A 14858-nucleotide genomic window follows, 5' to 3' on the forward strand; every position below is an offset into this window, starting at 1 on the left:
CCGTTCCTTGTTTTGGCGCTATTCCCAAGGGAAAGCGCTATGCGGTTTTCCCGGGAAAACCGCTTCACACTTTTCCTGGAATTGCTCGGCCGGTTATTTCTGCTGGCCGTAGCTCTTGTAGCGCCCGCGAATGGCGGCGAGTTCGCTGCCCTCGATGAGCACCGGCGTGCCGGCGCTGCGCGCCAGCAGATATTGCCGCGCCAAGGTTTCGAGCTTGATGGTGCGGATGAGCGCCATGTCGAGATCGCCGCCGAAAGCGATCATGCCATGATTGGCGAGCAGGCAGGCCGACCTGTCCTTGAGCGCGACGACGGCAACCTTGGCCAGGTCGCTTGACGCGAACAGCGCATAGTCCGAACAGCGCACATCATCGCCACCGAAACCCGCGACCATGTAATGGAACAGCGGCAGTCCCTCGCGCAGGCACGATAGCGCCACGCAATGGTCGGGATGGGCATGGACGACGGCGCCGGCCTCGGGAAAGGCCTTGTAGATCTCGGCGTGCATTTCCCATTCGCTCGATGGCCTGAACGCACCGTCCCAGGCTCCATCGAGCTGCATCGCCACCATCTGCTCCGGCCGCAAGGCGCTCGTGGCTATTCCCGTCGGCGTGATCAGCATGCCGGCTGTCGTGCGCACGCTGATGTTTCCGGTGGTGCCGACATTCATCCCACTAGCGTCCAGCGTCTGCGTCGCGGTGATCAGGCTGGCGCGTGCAGTCTCGGTACCCATCACGATGCCTTTCCTGTGGTTGGCCGCATGACAGGTTTTGCCGGTGGCCATATATCGATCGCCGGCGCGACGGTGGTCGCCCGTGTCATGTCTTGCAGGACGTCGGCGAAAATATCCGGGCCGCCGAGCTTTCCCGATTTCAGCATCAGCGCCAGCGGATCGGATGGCAGGTCGGGGAGGTGGGCGATGGCGCGCGACAGTCCCGGGCCCTCATAGGCGCCCATGGCGATCCGGTCGATGCCGAGCGCCTTGACCACCGAACCGGCTGTCTCGCCGCCGGCGACGACGAGCCGGCGGACGCCGAGTTCACGCACCAGAATCTGTGCAATCCCGGCCAGGATCTCTTCCGCCCTTGCTGCCACCACATCGCGGCCGTGCGCCTGCTGCAGCGCTTCGACCGTCGCTTGCGGCGCTGTCGTGGCAATGGCGATCATCGTGCCGGGCAAATGCCGCTGGGCGAAGGCACGCGCTTCGGCCATGACATCGGCGCCGGCGAAGGCGCTGGCAAGATCGATCGTCAGCATTGGATTGTTCTGCGCAAAACGCTCGAGCTGTTCGATGGTGCGATCGGCGACGCTGCCGGCCAGCACCGCCGCTGGGCCGTTTACGGCCGGCAGGCTGGCGGCAACGAGGTCGCCTGAATTCACCAGCCCATGCGCCAGCCAGGCCGGCGGCAGATGCGCCGCGACCGAGGAATTGCCGGTCATCAGCGGCAGGTCGAAGGCGGCTTCCGCGATCGCCGCCAGGTCGCGCTCGCGGACCGTGTCGGTGACCAGCAGCGTCTCGCCGCGCGCACTGTGCTCTCGTATGGCGTTGCGGATCGCCACGGCGCCGGCATCGACAATGAGATAGGGCACCAGCCCTGCCTTGCCCTTGCTCTGCGTCTGCAGCACGCGAACCAGATTGGAATCGGTCATCGGCGTCAGCGGATCGAATCGCTTGGGCGACTCTGCCAGCAACTGGACGCCACCGAACATATGCCCTTGATAAACGGTGCGGCCGGTTTCGCAGAGCGCCGGGGTGAACAGCGTGACGCCGCCGCCAAGCCGCTCGAGCAGCGCCTCGGCGCAAGGGCCGATATTGCCGGCGGGCGTGGAATCGAAGGTAGCGCAGTATTTGAAGAAGATCTGCCGCGCGCCCGCTGCAACCAGCCGGTCCGCGGCCTCCAGCACCTGGCGCACCGCATCGCTGGCCGCGATGACGCGGGTCTTCAGCAGGATCACGTGGGCAAGATTGCCTGATGGGATCGGCGCACTCAGTCCGACCGTGCATCCTGTTGGAATGCCGCGCGCGACCAGCATCGACGCCAGCTCGGTGCCGCCGGTCAGATCGTCGGCAATGGCGCCGAACAGCAGGGAAGGCATCGACCTGGTCATGCTACCCGTCTCATGTCTGCCGGTTTCGGGGCGGCTTGTCTCATGTCGGTGGTCAGGCCATTCGTGGTATCATATACACAGCCCACGCGACGCAGGCGCCGCCTGCGCGACTGCAAGAACGGAGAGCGGATGTGACTGCTTCTATCGCGCCGATCGCGCGCGACAATCTGACGACGCGTGTCTACGAGGAGCTTCGCCGCGCCATGATGGAAGGCCGTTTCTGGCCGGGCCATCGCTTCAAGATCCGCGACCTCGCCGCCAGCCTTCAGGTGTCTGAGACACCAGTGCGCGAGGCGCTGATGCAGCTGGTGCGCGAAAAAGGCCTGGAGATGGAGGCGGGCCGTTCGATCACCGTCGCCCAGTTGTCGCTGGCCCAGTATCTGGAACTGCGGAGCATCCGGCTGCATCTCGAAGGCATGGCGGGTGCCGCGGCAACGACGCGCATCGAGCCGCGCGAGATCGACCGTCTGGCCGCGGTGCATGACAAGCTGATTGCCAACGAGGACAATGGCCGCTGGTTCGAAGCCGTCCGCGACAATTGGGAATTCCATCACTCGATCTACCAGGCGGCGCAAATGCCGGAGTTGCTGGCCATCATCGAGGGCATCTGGCTGCGCAACGGACCGCTGGTGAACTATCAATACCCGCACGCGAGGCCGACCTATGACGGCCGCCACCGGCATCTCGATATTCTCGACGCGCTGCGCGCCCGTGACGAGAACGGCGTGCGCAAGGGCATTCAGCAGGACATGATCGAAGGCGGCCGCCTGTTGGTCAAGGTGCTCGAGCGGCTGAACGACGGTGCGGTCACGCCCGAGGAACTGCGCCGCGCGGCGCAGAACGGCCGACTGGTGTCGGCCGCCGGTTGAACGAACTTTTTCTCCGAACCGCATCGGCGCCGGTCACGCCACCTGCGCCGCGGCAGCCATGCCCGCATCGGCAGCCTGCAGGGCGAGATCTATGTCTTTTGCGGTGTGCGCGGCGCTCAGGAACATGTTGTGCCGGGGATGGAAATAGGCGCCTTCGCGCAAGGCGGCCGAGCAGAAGGCATTGGCCAGCTTGAACTCGGCATCGTCGTCGAACAGCACCATCGGCATCGACACTGGACCGGTCTGGCGCAACGACAGGCCATGCTTCTTCGCTGCCGCGTCGAGGCCTGAGCGCAGCCTGTCGCCGGCTTCGGTCATGCGGGCAATGGCGTCGGTATCGCGCAGCGTGCTGATGGTGGCGATCGCGGCGGCCATGGCGACGGCGCCGTACCAGAACGAACCCGTCACATAGATCTTGGTCGCGGCCTCGCGAAACCGGTCGGTGCCGGTGATGGCGGCCAGCGGATAACCATTGGCGATAGCCTTCGAGAAGGCGGAAAGGTCCGGCCGTACGCCGAGCGGCTCCCAGCTGCCGGCGAGGTCGATGCGGAAGCCGGCCCTGACATCGTCGACGATCAGTGCCGCGTCGGCGGCGGTAATCAGTTCGCGCGCCCGTCTGGCGAAGGCGGCTGTCGGCAATTCCTGATCTCGGGCGATGTCGTGGCGGAAAGCTGTGACGATGACGGCGGCAAGATCGCTGCCGGCCTGCTCGACGGCTGCCTCAAGGCCGGCAACGTCATTGTAGTCGAAATGGATGAGATGGGCGCGGTCCTCGGCGGTGACGCCGGCGAGCGAAGGCGTGCACCACGGCACGGCGCCGTGATAGGAGCCGCGCGCGACCAGCACCTTGCGCCGGCCGGTGCCGGCACGCGCGATTGTCACGCAGGCCGTGGTGGCGTCGGTGCCGTTCTTCTGCAGCATTGCCCAGTCGGCATGCGCGACGGTCTTGACCAGCAACTCCGCCAGCTCGACCAGAACTTCACCCGGGCCGTTCATCGCATCGCCCAGGCGACGTTGCTTCTCGGCTGCCTGTTCGACGGCCTGGTGATGGTGGCCGAGGATGTTGGGCCCCCAACTGCACATCAGGTCGATGTATTCGCGCCCATCGACGTCCCAGACCCGGCAGCCGTCGGCGCGCTCGAAGAACTGCGGATAGGCGGAGCCGAGATAGCGCGTCGCCATGTGTCCCCACATGCCGCCCGGAATGACCGAGGCCGCACGCTCGCGCAGCAACTGGTCCTTGGAGTTGATCAGGGAAGGCATAGCGAGGTCTCCGTACATTGATATATCATATATTGAGTTTGGCGCTGGAAGAACAGGATTTGCTGATCGTCCAGGATGAGAAAACGGGAGGCGTCAGGCCGCCTCCCGCATCTTTCGCTCAGTGGCTGAGTTCCGCCAGCGGCAGGTTGCAGCAGGCGCTGTAGCGCACGCCCTTGACGTCCGACTTGTAGGCCAGGATCAGGTTCGGGCTGATCAGCGGCAGGATGATCCTGTCCTTGATCATCTCCTCGCCGGCCTGGTGCCACAGCTTGGCAGCCTCGTCGCCGCTCGCCGCGAGGGCTGCCTTGTAGATATCCGCTTCCTTTGGGTTGAGCACCGACGGGTCGCGCTCCGCGCCGGCGCGGCGTGCCCACGGGCTGCCCTTGGTCATGGCGAAATAATCGATGTATTGCGAGGTGCCGTAATAGTCCGGCGCGTAGAACACCGCGGTCATCGGGATGCCGTCGCCATTGACGCGTTCGCGCCAGTTGGCGAAGGGGATCGGCTGCAGATCGAGCTTGATGTTGATCTTGGCCAGATCCTGCTGAACCTTCTGCATCAGAAGCGACAGGTCGACGCCGTAGACGTTCATGCCGGGAAACGCCGCTTCCATCTCGAAGCCGTCGGCGTGTCCGGCCTTGGCCAGAAGTTCCTTTGCCTTGGCGACGTCATAGGGCTGCGCCTCGAAGCCCGAACCGCCGGGGAAGCCGAGCGGGATCGGCGCACTGATCAACTGGCCCTCGGAGCCGATGGTGAAGTCGAGGATGCTCGGACGGTCGAGGCCGAGCGAGATCGCCTCGCGCACTTCGGGCGTCAGCGGAACCTTGTTGGCCTTGGCGCCCGGCGACAGCGCTACATAGATGAAGTTGTAGGACGGCACGGTCTCGATCTTCACGTCGCTGCCCGTCATCGTCTTGGCCGTATCCGGGTCGATCTGCATGGCGATGTCGGCGGTGCCGCTCTGCAGCATCTGCGCCTGCGCCACCGCATCCTTGGTCTGGCGGATGACGACTTCGCTCAGCGCCGGCGCCGTGCGCCAGTATTTGTCGTTGCGTGCCAGCCGCAGCTCCGAATTGGGCTCATAGGATTTCAGCACGAACGGCGCGCTGCCGGCCGAATGCGCCAGGAACCAGGCCTCGGCATTGTCTGTCGTCGAGGCTTCCGCATCGGCCTTGGCGCCGGCTTCGGAAGCAACCTTGCTGTTGACGACCGCTGCGTAGGGCGCCGCCGCGATGTTGAGGAATTCGGAGCTCGGCGCGACCATCTTGACGACCACCGTATGCGCGTCCGGGGTCTCGATCGAGGCGACATTGTCCATCAGGAACGAGGCGCTGCCCTTGAGGTTCTTCAGCCGCTCCCAGGACCATTTGACGTCCTTGGCTTCAACCGGCGAACCGTCCGAGAATTTGGCGGCCGGGTCGAGTGTGAAGGTGAAGCTGCTCTGGTCGGCATTGCCTTCCCACTTCGAGGCGAGCAGTGGGATCAGCTTGTTGTCCTTGTCGAGCGTCAGCAGGGATTCATAGACGCTGGAATTGTAGATCTGGCAGGTGTCGCAGAAGGCGCGGTGCGGGTCGAGCGAGTTGAGGTCGATGTTGCGTGCGATGACCAGCGGCTTGCTGTCCTGCGCGAACGTGGCCGGTGCCCAGAAGGCGCTGGTGGCCAGCAGCACGGCTGCCAGCATCGTCGCTCTGGTCTTGCTTCTCGGTAGGATGGTCATGTCAGTTCTCCCATTTTCTTGTCGGATCTTTGTGGCAATGCGTTCGCTCTATCCGCCCACGCCAGTGAGGGATTGAAGCGCGGCCTTGAGCTTTTCAGCGCCGCCCAGTGCGGCGCGGTTGAGCGGGGCCGATACGACGGGAGCAGAAAGGCTTCCCGTCACATGCAGGATCTCGTGATCGAGATAATCGAACACGCGATCCTGAATCTCCTGTGTCAGTCGTCCGCCAAGCGATAGCCCACGCTGCACCTGCTCGATGACGGCCACTCGGTTGGTCTTGCGGATCGAGGCTTCCACCAGCGGCCAGTCGAGCCCGGTCGGGTCGAGGCTGCGCAGGTCGATGATCTCGGCATCGGCGCCGGTCTCCTCGACCACCTGTCTGGCGACGGCAACCATGCTGGCGCTGGTGAGCAGTGTGCAGGCGCTGCCCGGCCTGACTATCTTCGCCTTGCCGAGCCGCACGCAATAGTCGCGGTCGTCCGCAGGCACAGGGCCTTCGCTCGGGAACAGTTCGACATGCTCGATGACGACGACCGGATCGTCGCATTTCAACGCTGAATTCATCAGGCCGATATAGTCGAAGGGCGTCGTCGGCGCGACGATGCGCCAGCCGGGAAACAGGGCGAACAGGCCGGACGGATCACCCGAATGCTGCGAGCCGTAGCCGGTGTGCGGCGAGACGCGCACCCTGACCACGATGGGCACCGGAAAACCGCCGCCGAACATGTGACGCACCTTGCTGACCGCGTTGAACAGCTGGTCGGCGGCAACCAGGCAGAAGTCGCCGAACATGATCTCGACGATCGGCCGCAAGCCGCAAAGCGCCGCACCCAGCGCCACCCCGACAAAACCGTTCTCGGCGATCGGCATCGCCAGCACGCGCTCCGGCCAGCGTTCCAGCGCACCTTTTGTGGCGCCCGAAACGCCGCCGCGCAGCCGGTGCACGTCCTCGCCCATGATGATGATGCGCGGATCCTGCTCCATGGCGCGAGCGATGACCTCGGACGCGGCAACCATGAATTTGACCGGCTTGGTCTCGGCCGGCGGCACGTCCTCGATCTCGAGGAAGCGCTCGCTCTTCAGTTCGGAAAGATCGCCGCGGATCTGGTTGTCGACGTCGCTTGGGTCCGGCCACAGATGATCAGGAATGCGCAGCGCGTTGCCGCTCATTTCGGTCAGCGAATCGGCAGCGGTGTTGACCACCTCCATGACGCGCTGGTCGAGTGTGCCGAGGTCCGAATCGTTCAGGATGCCCATCGTCTTCAGGCGAGCCGCCATGGTGGCAAGCGGGTCGCGCGCTTTCCAGGCGTCCTCTTCGGCCCGCGTGCGGTAGCCGAATTCGCTGCCCGGGCGGGCGCCGCTCTGATGCAGGAAGCGGTAGCAGAGCGCCTCGACCAGCACCGGGCCGCCGTCTTCCTCGATCGTCCGGCGCGCCTCGCGCATGGCGTGATGGACCGCCACCACATCCATGCCGTCGCATTCGATGCCGCGAAAGCCGAGCATAGGTCCGCGCGAGGCCAGCCGCGTCTCGCGCGTCTGCTCATTGATGTGCGTCGAGACGGCATAGAGATTGTTTTCGGCGAAAAAGATCACCGGCAGCCGGTAGAGCGCGGCAATGTTCATTGCCTCGTAGGCCGGCCCTGCCATCATCGTACCGTCGCCGAAGAAGGCGACCGAGATGTTGCCGGTTCCGAGCAGCTTGTCGGCCAGCGCGTAGCCTGCCGCATGCGGCAGGTTGCCACCGATGATGGCGCTGGTGCCAGGAATCCCTGAGCTATCGTCGCGCATATGCATCGAGCCGCCACGGCCGCCGCAATAGCCTGACTTGAGGCCCATGATCTCGGCCATCAGGCCGCGCACCGAGCCCTGCATGTCCGGGTTGAAAGCGTCATGCAGCGGGTCGAATCCGCCGGGCGTCTGCGCGTTGACAAGCTTGGCCAGCACCTGGTGATGGGCGCGGTGGGTGCCGTTGATGCGGTCACCGGTGCCGAGCACGGACATGGCGCCGACCGCCGTCGCCTCCTGGCCGATGCTGGCATGCGCCGGACCATGCACCAGCCCCGCATTGGCGAGATCGAGCACTTTTTCCTCGAAACGGCGGATGAGCAGCATCTGGTGGTACCAGCGCACCAGGCCCGAAACCTCGGCGTCGTTCCAGTCCGAATCGTCAACCTCTAGCCGCAACCAGGGCGCCGATGGCTGGATCGATGTCTGCTGGACCATGTCTATTTCCGTTCTGGTAGATGATATATCAAATATTGTCTCAGTCGATTAGGCCGTTCATTTTTCCTGGGGCACGATGCTGGCTAGAAGGTTTGCACACAAATGGAATTAAATTTCATTTTTGTGAAGAGGCAGAGACTAAGCCGGGACGGCGCGGTTCCGCAAGAGGAATTTTGAGACTGCTAGCAGGCCCCATGTCGGTTCTTCGCCCGACAGATTTTCTAACGCTATTCGATATTGGTATGATATAATCACACCGACATTATAGGAGAAATCATGGCTGCCACCGAAAAGCGCACCTTCAGCCTGCCAACAGAGCAGGCTGCTTTCATCGACCGTCTCGTTGAATCAGGAACCTATGCGACCAGCAGTGAAGTGATCCGCGCCGGGCTTCGTGCCCTGCAAGAGCGCGACGCGGCCGTAGAGCGTTGGCTGCGCGAGGAAGTCGTGCCGACCTATGACAGATGGAAGGCAGACCCTTCCCGAGTTATCCCAGCCAACCAGGCTTTTGACGACATCCGCGCTCACCACGCCGCCCGCTTTAAGAGGGATGTGTGAAGCGCCGGCATATTGTTCTGTTGCCGGAAGCCCTAGCGGACTTAAGATGGATATACGACACCATCGAGATCGCCGCCGGCAACGTCACGGCCATACGCTATATCGAGCGTATCGAAGCCTACTGCCAGGGTCTCGACTACGCCTCGGAGCGCGGAACACGCCGTGACGATCTGCGGCCGGGGCTTCGGGTTGTCGGTTTTGAGCGCCGTGTAACGGTGACCTTTACAGTGGAATCCGACCAAGTGGTGATTTTCCGTGTGTTCTATGGCGGCGCCAATTGGGAGGATGAGCTCTAACCTGCAACGGGAAAAAGCGTAAACCGCCTAGCTGTCCGAACCCCGGCTGTCAGTCGACCAGATGCTGGAAGAACTGCAAAAACAATTCCCGCTCGGTGGTGATGTCGCGCTTCTCGTAGATACGCCGGCGGTGGTTCTTGACCGTGCCGACGGTGATGCCGAGGCGCTCGGCGATGTTCGCCGTCGGGTGGCCGGCGAGGATCAACTGGACCAGCTCCCGCTCGCGCAGCGACAGCTCCGGCCACAGGCTGGCCGGAATGGTCGGCTCCTGCCGGGGCGAGGCGCCGGGGCTGGTCGGTGCCGATGTGCGGGAGAATTCGGTTCCGCGCGCCTTGATGTCGAGCGCATGCAGCGCCTCGAACACCGGCAGCCGCTCGTCCAGCAGGGCGATCTCGCTGTCCTTGAAAGAAGCGGTCGAGCGATCGAGGAAGATGCCGAGGCACCAGTCACCGCCATCGGCCAGCATGATGCCGACCTCGTCGCAGATCTCCGACTGTGCCAGGAAGCCGGCAATGTACTGGCCGCGCTTGGCCTCGTCGTCGGCGAGCCGCTTCAGCGGCATGATGCCCAGCCTTCGCTCGCGCCGCCACGAGGCATAGAACGGGTCGAAGACGTAGTAGTTGTCGAGATAGCGCCGGACCATTTCATCCGAGAAGCGCCGGTGCTTGACGAATTCCGGCGTCTGCGTCGCCGAATAGCGCGTCACCGTGACGAGGTCGTGCTCGATGTCGGCGCCGATCAGGTCGATCAGGCAGTCGACATGCCTGTCGGTGCCGGTGGCGGCGATCGCTTTGGCGAGCGGCGCCCAGATATTGTCCATGCGCATGCCCTTTTCTCGGCGATGTCAGCCCAGCCGTCATTGTGTCTTTAGGCATATGGCGCGAAGCCGCCTGTCGAATCTAGCCTGGCGTCAACCTAGACCAGATCCCGAGGCGACCGTGACCCAACCCAATCTCACCGCCCCCATCGTCGGCAATCCAATTGTCATCGGCATCGACGCCGGCGGCACCATGACCGACACGATCCTTGTCGATCAGGACGGCCACTTCAAGATCGGCAAGTCGGCGACCACGCCGAAGAACGAAGCCGAGGGCTTCCTCGCGTCTGCTGAGGACGCGGCGGATGCCTGGGGCATCTCGCTGGAATCACTGTTTTCCGGCGTCAATGTCGTGCTCTATTCCGGCACCGGCATGCTCAACACGCTGTTGTCGCGCACCGGCCGCCGGCTCGGCCTGATCACCACCAAGGGCCTCGAGGACATGATCCTGATGGGCCGCGGACTGCAGGCCTGGGCCGACTATTCCTATGCCGACCGGCTGCATGCGGTCACCCATCATCATCCCGATCCGCTGGTGCCGCGCCGCCGCACGCATGGCGTCACCGAGCGCATCGACCAGTTCGGCGACATCGTGCTGCCGCTCTACGAACACGAGGTCTCCATCGCCGCCAAAAAACTGATCGCCGACAAGGTCGAAGCGATCTGCATCATGACCATCTTCTCGCACGTCAATCCCGTGCACGAGAAGCGCATCGCCGAGATTTGCCGCGAAGAGGTGGAGGAGGCCGGCGCTGACATCATCGTCTACACCAGCCACGAGGTTCGTCCGGTCATCCGTGAGCAGTCACGGCTGAACTCGGTGCTGATCGAGGCCTACGCGACTTCGCGTGGCCGCAAGCAACTTAGGGGTATCGAGGACGTCTCGAAGAAATACGGCTTCAAGTATGGCGTGCAGACGCTGCTCTCCTTCGGCGGCCTGACCTCGATCAACCATCCGCGCCTGCATGAAACCATGATCTCCGGCCCGATCGGCGGCATTCTGGGCGCTGCCTATGTCGGCAAGCTGATCGGCAACGACTCACTGATCTGCTCGGATATGGGCGGCACCTCTTTCGACATGGGCGTCATCACGCGCGGCCAGACCCGGATCGAGAACGAGCCGCTGATGGACCGTTTCAAGCTCAACGTGCCGACGTTGCATCTCGACACGATCGGCGCCGGCGCCGGCATGATCCTCAAGGTCGACCCGCTGACCAAGAAAGTTTCGCTCGGGCCTGAAAGTGCGGGCGCCGATCCGGGTCCGATCTGCTTCGCCAGGGGCGGCACCGAGCCGACCATCGCCGACTGCGACGCCATTCTCGGCCGCCTCAACCCACACTATTTCCTGGGCGGGAAGGTCGTGCTGCAGGTCGAAAAGGCCCGCCGCGCCTTCCAGGAGAAATGCTCCGACATCCTTGGCGTCGGGCTGGAGGAAGCCGCCGAAGGCATGATCGACATGCTGGAGTCCGATGCCAACAACGCGCTGCGCCGGGTCATTTCCGGGCAAGGCATCCACCCCTCGGAATTCACACTGCTGTCCTATGGCGGCTCCGGCCCGTTGCATCTGGCCGGCTGCTCCAGGGGCATCGGCTTCAAGGACATCATCACCTTCCAGTTTGCGGCCGCCTTCTCCGCCTTCGGCTGCACCACGGCCGATTTCATGCGGCGTCATTCCGTCTCCACCCAGCACGACATCCCGTCACGTGCCGACGAGGCTACGCTGGCCGCCTTCGGCGCCAAGGTCACCACTGTCTGGGACGACCTGACCAGGGCCGCGGTCGACGAGATGATCGCCGACGGCCATGCCAGGGAGAAGATCAGGACCGTGCCGTTCCTGATGATGCGCTACACCGGCCAGCTCGAGGACGTCGAGGTCATGGCGCCGCTTGCCAAGGTCGATTCGGCCGACGACATGCGTAGGGTTATCGACGAGTTCGAGGCGGTCTATGCCAAGGTCAACCATCGCGTGTCGCGCTATGGCGAGGCCGGCTTCACCATCACCGAACTCGGGCTGATCGCCACCGCCGACAAGGTCAAGCCGGTGCTGTTCAAGCGACCGCTCGGCAAGTCGGATCCGGCAGCCGCCCACAAGGGTGTGCGCGAGGCCTATATTGGCGGGCGCTGGCACAAGGCCAATCTCTACGAGATGGACCTTTTGCAGCCAGGCCACGAAGTCATCGGCCCGGCCATCATCGAACATCCCGCCACCACGCTCGTCGTTCATCCGCAGGACCGCATCCACGTCGATGAATGGACGCTGCTGCACTATACCCACGCTTGAGAGGGCGACCGCCATGTTGGACAAACCTGCCTCGGCCCTGCGCCTTCGCGAAAGACTGCTCGATTCCGAGCGGCTGATGGAGGAAACCGGCTGCTATGACGGCATCACGGAACTCACGCTGCGCAACCAGGATCCGCTGAAATTCGAGACGCTGCACACCAAGCTGCGCGCCTATTGCGTCTCGGCACGCGAAATGGCCCGCCGCATCTCGGCTTCCCCCGGCGTGCGAGAGGTCGGCGAAATGGTGGTCGCCATCTACACGCCCGAGGGCGACGCCATTGCGCTCTCCAACGGCATCATGGTGCATGTCCATACGATGAGCCGCTTCATCAAATGGATGATCAAAAACGGCTACGAGGACAACCCTCGCATCCGCGAAGGCGACATCTTCGCCAACAACGATGCCTTCATAGGCACCGTGCAGGTGCCCGACGTCATGGACGTCGTGCCGATCTTCCATGAAGGCACGCTGGTCGGCTGGGCCGGCGCTGTCTGCCACGAGCTGGAAGCCGGCGGCATCACGCCGGGCGGCGACGTGTGTCTGGCGCAGGAGCGCTTCACCGAGGGTCTGTTCGTCTGCGCCGAGAAGATCGGCGAGAATGACGAGATCCGCCGCGACTACGTCATCCGCTGCGAACGTAATCTGCGCATGCCGATCTACTGGGTGCTGGACGAAAAGGCCAAGGTCGCCTCCTGCATCGACATGCGCGAAAGCGTCAAGCAGCTGATCTCGGAGATCGGCCTAGACTACTGGATGAAGGTCTCGAAGGAGTTCATCGAGGAAGGCCGCCGCGCCCAGCTCGCCCGCACCCGCCAGCTTACCGTGCCCGGCATCTATCGCGGCCACACTTTTTACGGCCATGTCACGGCGGGAAAGCCCGGCTTCCAGCTGCTCGGCGATCCCGACTGGCTCTATAATATCCCGATCGAGATGGAGATCACCACCGACGGCAAGATCACCATGGACTTCGAGGGCACGCAGCCCTGGGGCTACCATTCGATGAACTGCACGCCGGCCGGCATGGATGGCGGCATGTTCGTGACGCTGACCCAGCACATGAATTTCGAAGGGCTGGTCAATGACGGCGCCTGGATGGCAACCGAACTGAAACTGCCGCACGGCACCTGGACCAACCCCGACAACGAGATGGTGGCGACCGCCACCTCGTGGGCGCTGCTGCTGCCAGCCTATGGCGTCTTCCAGCGCCTGCTGTCGCGCGGCTTCATCGCCCGCGGCTTCGTCGAGGAGGCCTTTGTCGGCCAGGTCAACAGTCCTATGATCGAAATGGGTGGCGAGAGCCAGTACGGCACGCCGTTCGGCATGGCCCATTTTGAATGCGCCGCCGCCGGCTCCGGCGCGCTCGCCATCAAGGATGGTCTCGACACCGCCTATGTCGGCTGGAACCCGGAATCCGACATGGGCAACATCGAGGTCTGGGAACAGTCGATGCCGATGGTCTATATCGGCCGCTCGATCGTGCCGAATTCCGGCGGTGCCGGCAAATATCGCGGCGGCTGTTCCTTCGTCTCGACCTGGCTGATCAACAAGACCTCGCATCTGCGGCTCCACACCTCCGAGCACTCCTCGCGTGTGTTCGACAACGCCGGCATGTGCGGCGGCTATCCGGCGCCGACCTGCCAGAAGCATCGCGCGGTGCGCAACTCAGACATTCACGAACTCGCCGCAAAAGGCGAACCGCTGGCGCATGCGCCCGGCATCGATCCGCATGTCTCCGACTACGAGCGGAACATCGGTGGCGACCATGTCGTGGTCGAGGGCCCCTACATCACCTCGCCGCACAAGTCCGGCGACATCTTCAGCCATTCTTACAATGGCGGCGGCGGTTACGGCGACGTTCTGGAGCGCGATCCGATCAAGACGGCCTGGGATGTCGAGAACGGCTTTCTCACCCGGCAAGCGGCGGACCAGGTGTTCGGCATCGTGCTGAAGGACGATGAGGACGGTTATCCCATCGCCGATATCGACGCCACGGTCGAGCGCCGCGCCGCCATGCGCAAGCAGCGTCTGGCGAAAGCAGTACCGGTGGCGGATTGGATCGCCAAGGAGCGCGGCCGCGTCAAAAAGGCCGATTTCGCCCCCGAGGTGAAGAAAATGTACGCCAGCGCGATCAAGCTGTCGCCGCGCTTCACCAGCGAATTCAGCGAGTTCTGGAACGTCGATGCCAGATCGATCTTCATGCCGGGAGCAAAACCATGACCTCGTACAGCAAGGAAGTCCTGGGCGATCTGGCCGCAGGCAAGCTGCCCTGGCCACAGACAAGGCGGATCATGAGTGCCTACAAGGACGATGACCGTTTCTTCAAGATGGTTGCCGTCTATCAGGATCGCGTTGCCTGGAAGGACCCGATCCTGCTGCCGGTCTCGGACCATCTGTTCATCTGCCAGAGCGGCGATGAGCGCATAACCCGCTGCGAATGCGGCCACTCCTTCGGCGACTATCGCAAGAACTGGAAGCTCAAGGCTGCGATCAACGTGCGCAACACCGAGGAGGCGCTGCGCGAAATCTATCCCAACAGTGATCTCCCCGATCCCGAATGGATGGAAATCCGCGAGTTCATCTGTCCTGAGTGCGGCACGCTGCACGAGGTGGAAGCGGCGGCACCTGGTTATCCCATAGTCCACGATTTCGAGCCCGACCTCGAAGGCTTCTATCGCGAATGGCTGGGCAAACCGCTTGCGCCGGTGTGATTGCCAAATCCGGTCAG

Annotated in this window: 12 protein-coding genes; 6 read left to right on the top strand and 6 right to left on the bottom strand. The window is 63.5% G+C overall.

All coding sequences use genetic code 11. The annotated features are described in order from the left end of the window. Window positions 1-93 precede the first annotated feature (93 nt). Entirely contained in the window at window positions 94-732 is a 639-nt protein-coding gene (locus NKI99_RS25280) for a class II aldolase/adducin family protein (RefSeq protein ID WP_352612519.1), read from the bottom strand. Then, window positions 732-2108 carry a 3-oxo-tetronate kinase gene (otnK, locus tag NKI99_RS25285; protein WP_352612472.1) on the bottom strand — a complete coding sequence of 459 codons (1377 nt, stop codon included), beginning with the start codon at window positions 2106-2108 and terminating at the stop codon, window positions 732-734. Before otnK ends, NKI99_RS25280 begins: the two co-directional genes overlap by 1 nt. Window positions 2109-2239: 131 nt before the next feature. Between otnK and NKI99_RS25290 the strand changes: the two genes are divergently transcribed. Further along, window positions 2240-2977: a GntR family transcriptional regulator gene (locus tag NKI99_RS25290; RefSeq protein WP_127289852.1), complete on the top strand. Its 738-nt coding sequence runs from the start codon at window positions 2240-2242 to the stop codon at window positions 2975-2977. A 33-nt stretch (window positions 2978-3010) separates the two neighbouring features. Here NKI99_RS25290 and NKI99_RS25295 read toward each other — a convergent pair whose 3' ends face one another. The 3 genes from NKI99_RS25295 to NKI99_RS25305 form a co-directional block, all read right to left on the bottom strand. Beyond that, window positions 3011-4240: an aminotransferase class III-fold pyridoxal phosphate-dependent enzyme gene (locus NKI99_RS25295; protein WP_352612473.1), complete on the bottom strand. Its 1230-nt coding sequence runs from the start codon at window positions 4238-4240 to the stop codon at window positions 3011-3013. A 118-nt stretch (window positions 4241-4358) separates the two neighbouring features. Beyond that, window positions 4359-5921, bottom strand: coding sequence for an ABC transporter substrate-binding protein (locus NKI99_RS25300; protein WP_164892841.1), 1563 nt, complete (start codon window positions 5919-5921; stop codon window positions 4359-4361). An 84-nt stretch (window positions 5922-6005) separates the two neighbouring features. Then, a complete protein-coding gene (locus NKI99_RS25305; protein ID WP_352612475.1) occupies window positions 6006-8180 on the bottom strand; it encodes an alpha-ketoacid dehydrogenase subunit alpha/beta in 2175 nt (724 codons plus the stop codon). 276 nt (window positions 8181-8456) lie between these two features. Here NKI99_RS25305 and NKI99_RS25310 point away from each other — a divergent pair, with 276 nt between their 5' ends. Together NKI99_RS25310 and NKI99_RS25315 are read left to right on the top strand one after the other, a co-directional pair. After that, entirely contained in the window at window positions 8457-8738 is a 282-nt protein-coding gene (locus tag NKI99_RS25310; protein WP_023811572.1) for a type II toxin-antitoxin system ParD family antitoxin, read from the top strand. A 20-nt stretch (window positions 8739-8758) separates the two neighbouring features. Next, window positions 8759-9034 carry a type II toxin-antitoxin system RelE/ParE family toxin gene (locus NKI99_RS25315; RefSeq protein ID WP_348625591.1) on the top strand — a complete coding sequence of 92 codons (276 nt, stop codon included), beginning with the start codon at window positions 8759-8761 and terminating at the stop codon, window positions 9032-9034. Window positions 9035-9083: 49 nt separating this feature from the next. On the opposite strand, the gene NKI99_RS25320 is transcribed toward NKI99_RS25315, so the two are convergent. Next, window positions 9084-9860 carry a helix-turn-helix transcriptional regulator gene (locus NKI99_RS25320; RefSeq protein ID WP_352612477.1) on the bottom strand — a complete coding sequence of 259 codons (777 nt, stop codon included), beginning with the start codon at window positions 9858-9860 and terminating at the stop codon, window positions 9084-9086. A 112-nt stretch (window positions 9861-9972) separates the two neighbouring features. Between NKI99_RS25320 and NKI99_RS25325 the strand changes: the two genes are divergently transcribed. Genes NKI99_RS25325 through NKI99_RS25335 form a run of 3 tightly spaced genes read left to right on the top strand, consistent with a single transcriptional unit; the run spans window position 9973 to window position 14841 of the window. Then, window positions 9973-12132, top strand: coding sequence for a hydantoinase/oxoprolinase family protein (locus tag NKI99_RS25325; protein WP_352612479.1), 2160 nt, complete (start codon window positions 9973-9975; stop codon window positions 12130-12132). Between the two features lie 13 nt (window positions 12133-12145). Further along, on the top strand, window positions 12146-14350 hold the full coding sequence (locus NKI99_RS25330; protein WP_352612481.1) for a hydantoinase B/oxoprolinase family protein: 2205 nt from the start codon (window positions 12146-12148) through the stop codon (window positions 14348-14350). Further along, entirely contained in the window at window positions 14347-14841 is a 495-nt protein-coding gene (locus NKI99_RS25335) for an acetone carboxylase subunit gamma (protein ID WP_352551160.1), read from the top strand. The genes NKI99_RS25330 and NKI99_RS25335 overlap by 4 nt, the downstream gene beginning before the upstream one ends. Window positions 14842-14858: the final 17 nt, after the last annotated feature.

Source organism: Mesorhizobium sp. M0239 (genome assembly GCF_040321815.1).
Lineage (GTDB): Bacteria > Pseudomonadota > Alphaproteobacteria > Rhizobiales > Rhizobiaceae > Mesorhizobium.

Coding starts and splice junctions, on each gene's coding strand:
- NKI99_RS25280 (WP_352612519.1), bottom strand. CDS start 732: ATGGGTACCGAGACTGCACGCGCCAGCCTGATCACCGCGACGCAGACG.
- otnK (WP_352612472.1), bottom strand. CDS start 2,108: ATGACCAGGTCGATGCCTTCCCTGCTGTTCGGCGCCATTGCCGACGAT.
- NKI99_RS25295 (WP_352612473.1), bottom strand. CDS start 4,240: ATGCCTTCCCTGATCAACTCCAAGGACCAGTTGCTGCGCGAGCGTGCG.
- NKI99_RS25300 (WP_164892841.1), bottom strand. CDS start 5,921: ATGCTGGCAGCCGTGCTGCTGGCCACCAGCGCCTTCTGGGCACCGGCC.
- NKI99_RS25305 (WP_352612475.1), bottom strand. CDS start 8,180: ATGGTCCAGCAGACATCGATCCAGCCATCGGCGCCCTGGTTGCGGCTA.
- NKI99_RS25310 (WP_023811572.1), top strand. CDS start 8,457: ATGGCTGCCACCGAAAAGCGCACCTTCAGCCTGCCAACAGAGCAGGCT.
- NKI99_RS25320 (WP_352612477.1), bottom strand. CDS start 9,860: ATGCGCATGGACAATATCTGGGCGCCGCTCGCCAAAGCGATCGCCGCC.
- NKI99_RS25330 (WP_352612481.1), top strand. CDS start 12,146: ATGTTGGACAAACCTGCCTCGGCCCTGCGCCTTCGCGAAAGACTGCTC.
- NKI99_RS25335 (WP_352551160.1), top strand. CDS start 14,347: ATGACCTCGTACAGCAAGGAAGTCCTGGGCGATCTGGCCGCAGGCAAG.